At 40.6% G+C, this 14,073-nt stretch carries 10 protein-coding genes; 9 read left to right on the forward strand and 1 reads right to left on the reverse strand.

The genetic code is table 11. From position 1 onward, the window contains the following. Nucleotides 1-21 precede the first annotated feature (21 nt). The 7 genes from BW961_RS18310 to BW961_RS18335 all read left to right on the forward strand — a co-directional run bounded on the left by BW961_RS18310 (nt 22) and on the right by BW961_RS18335 (nt 8,105). Complete coding sequence (locus tag BW961_RS18310; RefSeq protein ID WP_068579994.1) at nt 22-1,383, forward strand: hypothetical protein; 1,362 nt, start codon at nt 22-24, stop codon at nt 1,381-1,383. Between the two features lies 1 nt (nt 1,384). Then, nucleotides 1,385-1,510 (forward strand): hypothetical protein, encoded by a 126-nt coding sequence (locus BW961_RS31595; protein ID WP_280175211.1) that lies wholly within the window; start codon nt 1,385-1,387, stop codon nt 1,508-1,510. 257 nt (nt 1,511-1,767) lie between these two features. Beyond that, entirely contained in the window at nt 1,768-3,120 is a 1,353-nt protein-coding gene (locus BW961_RS18315) for an extracellular solute-binding protein (RefSeq protein WP_068579996.1), read from the forward strand. A gap of 159 nt (nt 3,121-3,279) precedes the next feature. Then, nucleotides 3,280-4,170, forward strand: a complete 891-nt coding sequence (locus tag BW961_RS18320; protein WP_068579998.1) for a carbohydrate ABC transporter permease — start codon at nt 3,280-3,282, stop codon at nt 4,168-4,170. Between the two features lie 15 nt (nt 4,171-4,185). Next, the gene (locus tag BW961_RS18325) at nt 4,186-5,067 is read left to right on the forward strand and encodes a carbohydrate ABC transporter permease (RefSeq protein WP_082867305.1); all 882 of its coding nucleotides are present in this window, start codon (nt 4,186-4,188) and stop codon (nt 5,065-5,067) included. A gap of 64 nt (nt 5,068-5,131) precedes the next feature. After that, nucleotides 5,132-6,940: a cache domain-containing sensor histidine kinase gene (locus tag BW961_RS18330; protein ID WP_068580004.1), complete on the forward strand. Its 1,809-nt coding sequence runs from the start codon at nt 5,132-5,134 to the stop codon at nt 6,938-6,940. Continuing rightward, nucleotides 6,918-8,105, forward strand: coding sequence for a response regulator transcription factor (locus BW961_RS18335; protein ID WP_068580005.1), 1,188 nt, complete (start codon nt 6,918-6,920; stop codon nt 8,103-8,105). Before BW961_RS18330 ends, BW961_RS18335 begins: the two co-directional genes overlap by 23 nt. Nucleotides 8,106-8,374: 269 nt before the next feature. On the opposite strand, the gene BW961_RS18340 is transcribed toward BW961_RS18335, so the two are convergent. Then, nucleotides 8,375-9,718, reverse strand: coding sequence for a histidine phosphatase family protein (locus tag BW961_RS18340; protein ID WP_068580007.1), 1,344 nt, complete (start codon nt 9,716-9,718; stop codon nt 8,375-8,377). Between the two features lie 252 nt (nt 9,719-9,970). Between BW961_RS18340 and BW961_RS18345 the strand changes: the two genes are divergently transcribed. Both BW961_RS18345 and BW961_RS18350 read left to right on the forward strand, forming a co-directional pair. After that, on the forward strand, nt 9,971-12,469 hold the full coding sequence (locus BW961_RS18345) for a GH39 family glycosyl hydrolase (protein ID WP_068580066.1): 2,499 nt from the start codon (nt 9,971-9,973) through the stop codon (nt 12,467-12,469). A 224-nt stretch (nt 12,470-12,693) separates the two neighbouring features. Continuing rightward, on the forward strand, nt 12,694-14,046 hold the full coding sequence (locus tag BW961_RS18350; RefSeq protein WP_068580009.1) for a glycoside-pentoside-hexuronide (GPH):cation symporter: 1,353 nt from the start codon (nt 12,694-12,696) through the stop codon (nt 14,044-14,046). Nucleotides 14,047-14,073 lie beyond the last annotated feature (27 nt).

Consider the following 14,073-nt stretch of genomic DNA (forward strand, 5'->3'; position numbering starts at 1 on the left):
TATATTATAGGGGTGATCTAGTTGAAGCCTAACACCACGATTCGCTCAGAAATTGAAGATTACATAAGAAGAAACGGTATGAACCTTCAAGATTTGTCACAAGCTGCGGGTATGAACAAAGGGATTTTAAGTGCGGTTATTAATCGGAATCCACCCAAACCCATTGCAGTCAGACAATTGGATCTAATTACATCTGGGATGGCACTTCCAGAGGGGGAATTATACGAGTTATATGTAGATGAATGTTTCATTACCAATCCCCCAAATTGGCGAAGGTTAAGACCTTTCATTCAACGGTGTGCGGAGCTTGAGAAGTATGAGTGTATTGAAAGTATTTTGCATCGGCTTGCCGAAGATCTTTCATTTATTCCTGGATTATTCGAGACGGCAGAATTACTTTATAATCAAGGTTTGAATAAAGCGGCGGTCCTACTGTACAAATGTGTAGCTGAAGGAGAAAGATTTCAACATTCCGAGAGGTTAGCTATTTGTCAGTTTAGATTATTTTCCCTTTCTATAGGAGAAGACCAGCAAGAGAATCTTCGCGCAGCAGTTCGATTTGAATCTTATATAGACCGTCTACCGGAAGATATTCAGTTGGATGCTCTATGTGAATTTATGAATGTCTATTTCCCTTTAGACAACATGGATAAGGTCATAGAAATTTCCGAAAAACTAGTATTTAGAGCAGATTGCCAACATGCTATAAACAAGCAGAATGTAAAACGGACGGAAAGAAGGATAAAGTACCCTGTTGTGGTGTATAAAGCCTATGCATATTTGATGAGAGCTGGAGCTTATGGTAGATTCAAAGATTATGATAAGGCGTATAAATATACGCTACTATATATGAATATGGATTGGTCAGAAGAACGAGAAAAAGATGTGAATACGTACATCGCTAAGTTTCAGGCATGGGGTGAATCTAACACTTACTTCTATAGATTACGACAAGGCGAATGGAATGTGTTGCCTCAATGCGTATCTTATATGAGCGAGAATGAAGAAGAAGTGCTACAGGGGCTGTTTACACTTACCGAAGTAGCAAATAGCGCTGATGTGGATGTGGATTGGGTATTTACTCAATTTAAAGAGCAGATTTCCTCGTATATTGAATTGAACTGGCTTCCTGATTATTACTCTAAGCAATTTGGTATGGATTATAGTCTTAGGTTTCTCATTGAATTAGCTGTTTATCATTTGCGGAGGCAACGGTATGAAACTGGATTCGAATGGATCCTGCATAGTTTGAATAAATCGATTAAAGTAAAAAGTGATACGGGTTTTATTAAATGTGTTAGGATATTCGAGGAATTTAGGCATGTTGCATCCGCAAATGCACAAATAGAGTATTCAAGAATAGTGAAAGAGGTGAAAACTTGAAATGAAAAAGAAAATGGTTGGTATGCTGATTGCATTTATTATTGTAGTAGGCCTAACGAATCAAGTAGTTTTGATAAATGGGGGTGAAATTACTACTCTTGGTGAGGGTGGTATAGGAAAACTTTAATATTCGCATTTATTGAACCCCGAATAACGCACAAGGTTTCTTTCAGATCAATACATAAATCGTTTAATTAAATCGCAATACAGGATCATGCCGTGTAAACAGCTAATTAGCTGTTTGCACGGTTTTTTTCTTCAGTAATAAACACCCCTCAAACCACCTAATCTGAAAAAACTAACCCTCTTTCCTAAATTTCGCACCTCCCCAAAGGGAAAAAATACCTGCATAATGAGCCTATACACTTAGAAGGGGTGAATAAAATGGCAAAGGTTTCAAAGGTGTTAAGTTTTATTCTTGCATCGACGATGGTATTTGGTTTGGCGGCGTGTGGAAATAGCACGAACGACAAAAAAGGCGATACTGCAAGTACGGAGGGTGCAAAGCCAACGGAGAAGGTTGCAGAAAAGGTTGTTGAGAAAGAAGTTAAAATTACTTTCCAGAACATCTATCCTGATACGACTGATCCTAAGAATATACTGATGAAGAAGCTTGTGAATCAATACCAAACAGAGCATCCTAACATCAAGATTGAACTGGACTCACTTAACACGGATCAACAGAAATTGAAGTTGAAGACACAGGCTGCATCGAAAGAGGTTCCTGATATTACAATTGTGAACCCTGCAGCACAAATGAAACCTTTCGTAGAAGCCGGTTTATTTGCGCCATTGAATGATATGTTAGACCAAAATGGCTTGAAAGATACTTTTCAAGAAGGGCTTTTGAATTGGTATAGCTTTGATGACAAAACATATGCTCTTCCAGACGGTAATAACATCGCTGTCGTTTACTATAATAAAGAGCTTTTCGAAAAAGCTGGCGTAGAAGTGCCAACAACGTTTGAAGATATGCTTAAAGTGGTTGCTAAGCTCAAAGAAAAAGGGATTACACCGTTGGCACTTGGTGAAAAAGATTCGTGGACAGGGTCCTTCTTGTTCATGAATATGTTACTTCGGACAAATGGACCAGGATTCTTACAAGATGTTGTAGATAAGAAGAAGACATTTGAAGATCCTGCGTTTAAAGAAGCAGTTGATGCATTCCAAAGTTTAGTCGCAGCGGGAGCATTCCAAGAAGGAGCTACTTCCTTTGACTATAATGCTGGGGAGAACCTATTCAAAACAGGGAAGTCAGCGATGTACTTCATGGGAACGTGGGCAACAGGCGGTATTGAAACATCTTCTGTAAATGGAAAAGTTGGAGTATTTAAATTCCCAACGATCGCTGGTAAAGGTGATCCGAATGAATTCATGCTAGCACCAGGTAGTGCATTTGCAATTTCTGCGAATAGTGAGCATTTGCAAGAAACAAAAGATTTCTTGAATTGGTTCATGTTGAACTTCCCTAAAGAAGCTTTTACAGCTAAGGGAGCCGTTGGTATTGGACAGATCGTAGATGGAGACTTTAAGGCAGCGGGTTATTCTGATATGGCGATGGAAGTACTTGGACTATTCAAACAAGTTAAAGGCGGAGATTTAGCGTTTGACAACACGATGAATCCTGGGACAGCGCAAGTCCATTTAAACAGCATTCAAAACTTGTTCGTGCAGAAGGTAGATTCCTCTGCAGTAGCCAAAGAACACCAAGCGGCATTTGAAGCCAACAATAAATAGTTAAATCATTATATTAGTTTGAACTAAAGACTGCGCCCCAAGCTCAATCAGTTAGTTATGAACATGGGGCGTTTTTCTTTAGTTCAATCTATGTATATGAAGGGGACACTTGCTGTTCCCTTCATACTTATCTTAATAGACAGAAGGAGGAGATAAGGTGTGAACGTTCTTAAGGTTTCCCGCCTTACCATTACTGCGTTTGTGCTGCCTTGCTTACTTATTTATTTCGGAATTGTATTCGTTCCTATTGTCGTATCATTATATAGTGGTCTATTAGATTGGAACGGTATAGGTACATCGACATTTGTAGGATTGGACAATTTTAAAAATTTGTTTTTTCATGATCCGATCTTTTGGCCTTCTGTAAAGAGGACATTAATGTTTTCTGTTTTCTCGATGGCTGAAATTCCGCTAGCGTTGTTCGTAGCGATCTTACTTCGAAGATATGTTCGCAAGCCAAACTTTTTGGTTTCGAGTTATTTCTTGCCTGTTATTTTATCTGTTGTTATCATCGGTCAGTTATGGAAAACGATTTACAACCCTGCATCTATGGGTGGGATGTTGAATCAAATATTGATTGCTATTGGACTTGAGTCTTGGTCAAGATCATGGTTAACCGAACCTGCGGTAGCGATGTATTCTTTATACTTCGTGGCATTGTGGCAGTACTTAGGCTATCATACACTGATCCAGTTTACAGGGATTTCGAATGTGCCGGCTGAAGTTTACGAAGCAGCAAGAATTGACGGGGCGGAAGGATTCAAAGCAGACCGTTACATTACATTTCCTATGATTATCCCAATTTTTAAAATATCCATTGTGTTGGCATTTATCGGCTCACTTCAGGCCTTCGATATGGTCATGGTCATGACGGGCGGAGGACCGGCTAATGCTACGGACGTGATTTCCACACACATGTATAATATGTCGTTCAAGTCCATGCAATATGGATATGGTAGCTCGATTGCTTCATTCCTGGTTGTTGTATGTCTAATTGCCACGGTCGTTATTAATTATGTTTTTAATAAATTAGAGAAACGATTCACCTAAAGGAGGAAAATCGATATGAATACATCACAGGTCACGACTTTACGACATGTAAAGACGGTACCCAATCGCAGACGATTTTCTTTGACGAAGGGAATCGTTCTTCTATTCTTATCAGTGTTAGTCGTGACGCAAGTCTATCCATTGCTGTGGTTGTTCCTGTACTCTTTCAAAACAAATGAGGAGATTCTCTCAGGGAACTTCTTCGCACTACCGCAATCTCCACAATGGAGCAATTACGTCTCTGCATTTTCAGGCGGGGATTACCTTCGGTATTTATGGAACAGTATTTTCGTTACAACGGTGACGATGACGTGTGTCATCATATTGAGCTCTCTTGCTGCCTTTGCAATAAGTCGGTTCCGCTGGCGTTATGGGCAAGTTGTGCTGTTGCTTTTTCTAATCGGCATGATGATTCCAATGCAAGCGACGTTGTTACCTTTAATGATTATCTTTAAGAATATGCACATCTTGAACACACATTTATCGATTATTTTGCCGTATATAGCATTCTCAATGCCGATTGCTATATTTATTCTGAATGGATTTATGAAGTCGATTCCAGGTGAGATTGAAGAGTCGGCGATCATGGACGGTGCGAGTATACTTCGAGTTTATTGGAATATTATGTTACCTATTTCTGTTCCACCTATTATGACGGTATGTATCCTAACGTTTATTAACATTTGGAACGAATACATTCTGGCATCGATATTCATATCGTCAAATAGTTTAAAGACACTGCCATTTGGTGTGAATAGTTTCGTCGGCCAATATTCCGTGAATTATGGAGCCATTGGTGCATTCTTAGTGCTAGGTGCACTTCCTGTCATTGTGGTCTATTTCTTATTAGCAGATAAAATTACGCAGGGCATGGTAGCGGGCGCAGTTAAAGGATAGTAATGATCAGTAAGCGGGTGATGTGATAAAATGGAATTAAATCGAGTGGAGGGGGACAACAGGATTGGCTCGAAGATTCCGTTCTATTCATAGCCGGCTTTTTCTGCTTTTTTTAACGTGTATGACCACTATCCTTATTATCGTTAGTTTCCTTTACTATTCACGTTCGCTAGATATCATTCATTCTAAGATTAGCGATATTGCTCAGAAGAATATTTCCCAAACTGCAGGTTTGTTTGATCTCATGCTTGAGGGTTATAACAGTGTCACGAAATCGTTGAATGGTAACTATGAATTAACGCGGCTACTTCAAGAGACTACTAGTAATCCTTCTGTTTCGGTTATTAATGAACGATCGATTACGAATATCATTGGTGCGACGTTCTTTTCCCGTAAAGAGATTGTAGGGATACATATCATTACGAATGCGGGGAAGGTCTATAGTTATGAGAGACAATTTGGCGGTGTCATTGACATCAATTACGAGAAAAAAGAATGGTATCTCAAATTGAAAGCGTCCTCAGGAAATATGGTCTGGCTTGGGTTTTATTCCGGATCACCCGTTAACAGGCTGCAACAAGATGAGGTATTCGTATTTGGTAGGCAGCTCTATGATCTCACAGCTTACAAATCAATAGGTATGATGATCATCGAGACGGATCCGGCGCCGATTACAGAGGCACTTTCCAATGTAAGTATTAGTCCCAATACCCGAGCGTTTATTACCGGAAAAGATGATCATGTGATAGCCAAGGGGCAACAGGAGACTGAATTACCACTGTTTACTAACCTTCCGAAGCCTGCGCAGGCACACGACATTATCGTGGACGATGAATCGGATCAATTAATCGTGGCTGCGAAAACCTCACTTGCAGATTGGACCATTTACGGAATAACACCAAAGAGTGATCTTAATGCTGAGATCAACCAGACCCGATTGTATTTGGTGATTGTCGTTATTGCATTAATTATTGTATCTACGGTGTTGGCTTCTATCGTATCTAGGACGATTGCATCTCCATTGAAGTTATTGATTCGAGAAATGAAGAAAGTTGAATTGGGGAATTTCAGTGGCTCTGTGAATGTGAATTCATTTGATGAGATCAATAGTCTAGTCTCTTCCTTTAATCGAATGGTGCATCGGATGGATGAACTGATCGAACGGATGACTCTATCTTCGGTCAGCGAGAAGAACGCCCAGTTACAGGCGCTTCAATCGCAAGTAAATCCACATTTTTTATATAACACATTAGATATGATTTATTGGATGTTGGATGAGAAAGAAAATGAAAGGTTAAGTCGTGTCATTCTCTCGCTATCCCAAATGTTTCGGTATAGCAGTAATTGGGGAGAGGCTTCGCAAACAACACTAGGTCAAGAGTTGGAGCAGATCCGTCATTATCTGACGATTATTGAGATACGTTTGGATGGCCGACTGGAGACGGAGATCAACGTTCCTGAAGAGTGGCTGGATGTGATTTTACCGAAAGTAACCATTCAGCCGATTATCGAAAATGCAGTGAAATATGGCCTGGAACCGCTGGGTACGCCTTGCAAGTTACAAGTATTTGCGCAACAGCACAATCATGAGCTCCATATTAGTATTACAGACCATGGACTGGGCATGGAAGAAGAAACGTTGCGTCAGGTTAGGGAATCGCTTGCAATGAACGCAACAATAGCAATTGAACCCATAAATCAACCAAGAAGAGGGATCGGATTACATAATGTTCACGCTCGAATCAACATGATGTTTGGAGAAGCCTATGGTATTCGTGTTGAGAGTCTCAGGGGACAAGGAACAACCGTGACCGTTGTGATACCAATTCCGTTACAAAGGAGGCATGCAGATGAACATCCTCATCGTAGATGATGAATCTGTCATTCGAGAAGGTATTAAGCGAACGATTCAAAGGTCGTATCCGCAGTCCAGCATTTATTTGGCCGCCAATCCAGAAGAGGCTGTACAGATGCTACGAAGTCGTCCGATTGAGATCGTATTGACAGACATTCTTATGCCAGGTATGACCGGTCTAGAGTTGATGAAATTGACTAAAGCAAGTTATCCGCATATCCACTGGGTGATTATTTCGGCTTATTCAGAATTTGCCTACGCGAAGGAGGCTGTTCGTCTAGGCGCAGTGGATTATTTGCTTAAGCCGATAGGTAAGGATTTATTGCTGGAGATGATGGGTAGGCTTGAGCTAAAAATAGGCTGTGAAGCAGAGATTGTCAAAGTGTCTAAATTGGTAAATACGAATTTGAAATTTCTGCGTGAAGCAGTATTTCAGCGGTGGGCTTCTGGTCTAGATATTGGAGGCATGGATATGGCATCTGTTATTGCTAATCATCCGGAGTTTCAAATTGTAATGGTAAAAATGGAAAGTGACAAAGTGGTCCATTTAGAGCATTTTATTATTGATAATATTCTCACCGAATTGATTGATCAGTATGGTCAGGGATTCGCGTCAAGTTTTGATGCTAAATGTGTGTTGGGTCTTGTCACGATGGATGAAGAGAGTAATATGAAGGACATGTTGGAGAAGCTCCGTATTTATTTGAAAAGGTATGTTAAGGTCCCCTTTCAAATCTTTCACACCAATGTGTTGTCTGATTTCAATGCTATTCCTATTGAAGTCCAGCGGATGCGTCAGGATTCTATCTCTCATGAATTTGAGTATTATGCTACAGGTGGGAGTCAAGTCATTGAGGTAGCGTTGCAATATATAAAGACTTATTACAATTCGGACTTGACCTTAGAAAAAGTAGCTTCGATTGTCTATCTGAATCCGGTTTATTTCAGCCAAGTGTTCAAACAAAAGACAGGTTATGGATTCAAAGAATACGTGATTCAATTACGTATGGAGCAAGCGAAGCAATTACTACTCAATCCACAACTGAAGCTTGCTGATATATCGGAACGAGTAGGCTATCAAGATGTGAAGCATTTTACACAACTATTTCGTAAGAAATTCAATGTCACACCTACAGAGTATCGACAGGAACATCGAAGTGAAGTGCGAACAGTAGGTTCATGATAGGACATCTCCCATGAGTCTTTGCTGAAGAGGCAAGGGTTCTAGTGTGGGTGGTATGATAGTCAATTTAGTGGGTAAGGGTTAAAGGGAGGGGGCGGTCTTGCTGCCCCCTCCCTTTAATTTGGTGCACACCTGTCTTAAAATATAAGAAAGTATAAGTTTCACTTGATACTCTATTCCTTATATTTCCGCTGAAACGGGTACCGTCTTTGAAAAAGACGGCATAGCCGTTTCCACTTGTGCAGACAGGTGTGCACAAGTTCTACTTCTTAATGTGAAAGTGCCTTGCCCTTTTCCACATAGCTGGTGTCGCCGACTTTTCCTACCGTAAACTTGCCGTTCTCCCATTCCACGATCGTCACGCTGGAATTCGGCAAACCGCCTTTGCTCATATCCCAAGCTTTAGGATCAAGCCCCATGACCAAATCCAAAATGGTGATGCCGTGGGAAACGACAATGATATTCTTTTTCGACTCTTGGTTATCGGCAATGATCTGGTCTACTGCCGCTTTCGTCCGGGCAAAAACCTGATCCATGTTTTCTCCGTTCACCGAGGTGTAATCGAGTTTCTGGAACGAAGCAACGTTTTTATCCTTCATAATATCTGCTTGATAAGCGCCTTCCAAGTCACCGAAGTTCAATTCTCTCAAGCGCTTATCCGTTTTCAGAATCATGTTTCGGCCTTCCAGAATGGTATCGGCCGTACCTACCGCACGTCCGCTTGAGCTGCTGTATGCTGCGCTGAACGGAATGTCATGCAAGCCTCGTGCCAGGTCCTCGGCAACCTTGATGCCTTCTTCCGTGAGCGGAGCATCCGAGAGGCCCTGCATCCGTTTTTGCACGTTAAACAGCGTTTCGCCGTGACGAACGAAGTAGAACGTGAGCTTGTTTTGGCCGTTTTCCGCATAGCTCTGATCGCCGACTTTTTGCACCGTATATTTGCCGTCTTTCCACTGAATCGTCGTTACGCTCGAATTCGGCAAGCCGCCCTTGCTCATATCCCAGGCTTTCGGGTCGAGACCCATGACCAAATCAAGAATGGTGATGCCATGCGAAACGACAAGCACATTCCCGCCTTTTGTTTTGTTTGCTTCAACAATTTGATCCAGCGATGCTTTAGCCCGCTCGAACACGCCTTGCATATTCTCGCCGTGCACCGAGGTGTAATCGAGTTTCTGGAACGAAGCAACGTTTTTATCCTTCATAATATCTGCTTGATAAGCGCCTTCCAAGTCACCGAAATTGATTTCTCTCAAACGCTTGTCTTTGATCAGCTTGAGATCGCGGCCTTCCAGAACGGCATCGGCCGTGTCGCTTGCCCGTTCGCTCGTACTGCTGTACGCGGCAACGAACGGAATGTTCTTCAAGCCTCTGCCCAGGTTCTCGGCAACCTTGATTCCTTCTTCCGTGAGCGGAGCATCCGAAAAGCCTTGCATACGTTTTTGAACATTAAATAATGTTTCTCCATGGCGTACCAGATAGAAGGTAATTCCCTGATCTTCCTTTTTAGCTTTGCTTTCTGCACCTGCTCCTAATGCGCTACCTGCACTAAATGAACTTAGAACAAAGAAGGCCATCATGACTGAAAATAGTCTAGACACACTCTTTTTCATTTACAAATCCCCTTTACTATATATTTTGAAAGCGGTATCATCTAGATTATAACTAGAATTTAATCTATAAAAATATCCGTTTGTTAAGCGATATTAGGGCTAATTTTCTTGTGTTCCGTATGAATATGAAATCTATTTATGGATCTAGATTAAAAATATTACCCTATTTGGTATTTTCTATAGTAGGGTTCCTTATTCGTGCTTATAATAAATAAAATAACATAATGAATGGATAATAAGAGGTGAATGGTTGTGGATTATATTTATGAAAGCATCCAAATGAACAATGATCTACCCATTAATATTTTTCTACATAATGCACAATTTGTGGAGGATCATTGGCATGATAGCATTGAATTACTGTTCGTTCTCAAAGGGAAAGTTGATGTCTATATTGAAAAGAAGAGGTTTACCCTACAAGAAGAAGATGTCCTGATTATTAACAGCAATGAAATTCATAGGATTCAATCGGATGAGAATAATTTGTTGCTAGCCTTACAGATTCCGATTTCTTTCATTAAAACCCAATTTGCAGACATCGACGAAGTTAAGTTCCTCTGTAAATCCTTTCTATATAAACCAGAGGAACAAGAGAAATTCAATGAAGTTCGATCTTTGCTAGCGGAAATGATGTGGGTATACAACAAAGAAAATTTTAGCTATGAGCTAAAAATAAAGTCGTTACTATTTCAGTTGATTTATGTATTGCTCTGGAAATTTAGAGAGAGTCGCACAGAGAACAGCAGTAGGATTGGTTCCAAATATAAAGATAGGATGTTAAGTATTGTGAATTATATTCAAGGTAACTATATGAAGTCACTGAGCTTGCACGAGATTGCAGAGCAGGAGCATTTGTCGTTGCCGTATTTATCTAGTTTTTTTCAGAAAAGTATGGGGAAGTCCTTCAGTGAGTATGTCAATCAGCTTCGATTGAAGCATGCGCTCAGAGATATTACATACACGGATCATTCCATTACCCAGATCGCTATGGACCATGGATTTTCGAGTCCAAAGTCATTTCATAAGGTGTTTAAGGATGTCTATAAGGTAACACCGAATCAATATCGCAAGGATTTGCAGACGCATGAAGAGCATGAACAAAAGCCTTTGAATCATTATGCGACTTACTTGGATTTTGATCGTGAGTATGCCTATAAGGCATTGTTCAAGTATTTGCCTTCGGCTGATCATTTAACTCAGGGTAAGAAGCTTGCTAAAGGCACAGTTACGAAAGAAATTAGGTTGCAGCTTTCTGGGAAGAGCAAAGTGATCAAACCTTATTGGAGAGAGATGTGTACGATCAGTAAGGCGAAGGAAATTCTACACAGTGAAGTGCAATCACATTTGAAGCTGGCTCAGGATAAGATAAAGTTTCGATATATACGGTTTCATGGGATATTTGATGATGAGATGATGGTCTATCGAGAGGATGCACAAGGCAATCCAATATTCAATTTTCTCTATGTCGGACAATTGATAGATTTCATTCGAAGTATTGGTCTTCGCCCTTATATTGAGTTTGGGTTCATGCCAAAAGATTTAGCGAGTAGTGAGTTTTCTTTCTTCCATAAGAAGAGTAATCTGAGCAAACCGAAGGATTTAGACAAGTGGAGAAAGCTCGTGGAGCAGTTGCTCTTGTTCTGCAAAAATCGGTATGGAGAAGAAGAGATGAAGCGATGGTATTTTGCTTGTTGGAATGAGCCTGATTTGCTGGCTTTCTGGGAGGATACGTTGGAAGATTACGGTGAGATGTATATTCAGACGTATCAAGCTGTTAAAGCGAGTTGCCCAAATTTCCAAATTGGTGGACCAGATCTATTTTCTGAGACGGTATATCAAGAGTCTTGGTTAGATCATTATTTAGATTTCTGTATGACAAATCACTGTATTCCCGACTTCATCTCATTTCACAGTTATCCGGTACAAACGGTTCAGAATCCGAAAGACAAGTTAATTTCATTGGTGCATAGTAGTAACGATAATTATTTAGGGCAAACGATTCATTTGCTAAAAGATAAACTGAGTGCAAAGCTTCCACAACTGCCAGATGTTCATGTAACGGAATGGAATTCAACACCAATTCATCGCGATTTGACGAATGATACCTGCTATAAAGCAGCCTACATTGCGAAGAATGTGCTAGAGAATATAGATGAAGTGCAGAGTTTAGCTTACTGGTCCTTGACGGACTTACTAGAGGAGTTACCACCAGCAGAGGAGACATTTCATGGTGGATTAGGTCTAATAACGAGTAGTGGAGTCCAAAAGCCAGGCTTTTATGTTTATGAATTGTTAGGCAAACTCGGTGATCGTCTATTGGAGAAAGGCACAGGGTATTGTCTCACACAATCGTCGCAAGGAAGCTATCAAATGATCGTGTATCATTATTGTCATTTCGATCGATTGTATGGCTTGAATGATTCGCTAGGAATCGATGCGTTGAATCGATATCATGTATTCCGAGATACGAATAATCTAGAGATGAGTTTTGTGGTTCAAGGGATACCAAGTGGCTCATACGAGGTTAGGGAAACTAAGGTAAACCAGGAACACGGTAGTGCATATGATACGTGGCTTGAGATGGGAGCTCCAAGCTCGATTGATGCAGAGGAAGTGGCCTATCTGAATCGCAAGGCTGTACCACATCAATCACGAAAAACGATTGAAATCCAAGGGTCATTAGATTTTATATGCAATTTAAGTCCGCACGAAGTTCGATTGTACGAGCTATGGCCAGTGTACCAAATATAGTATTCTTGAAAATAACATCCGCGTAAAGGCGAGATGTTATTTTTTACTGTTTTTATAGGAGTGCTTAACTTGTGAATAGTAAAAAACATAAAATTAGGTCTACTTTTCATTAAAAAACGGAAAGTTAAGTAGAGAATAAGTGTCTATAATCAACAATGTAAGTGCTTACAATAAACAGACAGCATCGAATCTTACTCATATGACATTACTGGGGGGGACATGTTATGAAGAATCAGGTTCCATGGAAAGAACGAATTAGTTATGGTCTCGGGGATACAGCTTCCAATCTTATTTTCCAGACGGTCACCATGTATTTAATGTTTTACTACACGGATGTATTTGGACTGAATATCGCAGCTGTAGGTACGTTATTCCTTGTTGCAAGGATTATTGATGCGTTCGACGGACCGATATTTGGGGTTTTGATAGACCGTACGACTTCCAAATGGGGTAAATCTAGACCCTGGTTTCTTTGGTTATCGTTTCCGTTCGCCATAATTGCTATCCTAGCCTTCCTATCACCAGATTTCGGGGATACAGGAAAACTAGCGTACGCGTATCTTACCTATATTCTACTGAATGTTTTATACGCAGGTATTAATGTACCGTTATCATCCATTTTACCGAGCTTATCAAGTGATTCACAGGAAAGAACGGTAGTGGCATCGATTCGTATGATTCTGGCGCAAGTAGGAGCTTTATTTGTCAGCATTGCGACATTGCCGCTTGTAGAAGCGCTAGGAAATGGCGATCAAAAAAAAGGTTTTATGTTAACGATGATGATCTATGCTGTTGTAGCGCTCGTATTGTTCCTGATTACATTTAAAAATGTAAGGGAACGTGTTCAGGTTAACGGCAATCGCCCAGTTCCTTTTAAAGAAGGAATCAAGGCAATTAAAGGGAACACACCATGGTGGATTCTTTTGGCTACTGGCCTGTTCGTGTTTATCGGAGTTACAGCGAAAGGCCCTGCAACGATTTACTTTTTTAAATATAACCTGGGTAGAGAAGATTTGATTCCACTTGTAAACGGTCTAGGTATTATAATGTTGCTTGCGATAGTGTTTGTCCCTTTCTTAAGCAAAAAATTAGGCAAACGCAATACAATGTTAACGGGTATGGTCATTGGTATGGTGGGTCAACTTATTACCTATCTAGGTGCACAGATGATGTCTATTCCTACAGTGTTAACGGGTGTTATCATCGGTAATTTCGGTGGAGGTATTGCATTTGGTCTTATGTTCGCGATGATTGCAGACACAATTGATTATGGAGAGTGGAAATCAGGAGTACGGGCACCAGGGTTACTATCTGCAGCAAGTACTGTTGGTGCTAAATTTGGAATGGGGCTCGGGGGAGCGATTGCAGCTTGGGTTCTATCGATAGGGAACTATGTACCGAATCAGAAACAAGGGCCATCAGCATTGCTAGCGATTGAGTTCAACTTTATATGGCTAACTCTTATATCGAATGCAATTGTTCTCGTATTATTGATGTTCTATAAGTTAGATAGAGTTGAGCATCAAATGAATAATGACTTGACAACTCGCAGAGGTGGTTCTGAGATTCATATGTAGGTCGCTGCGATTGGCGAAGCAAACTTA

It is taken from the genome of Paenibacillus macquariensis (assembly GCF_900156375.1).
Taxonomy (GTDB): Bacteria; Bacillota; Bacilli; order Paenibacillales; family Paenibacillaceae; genus Paenibacillus_AQ; species Paenibacillus_AQ macquariensis.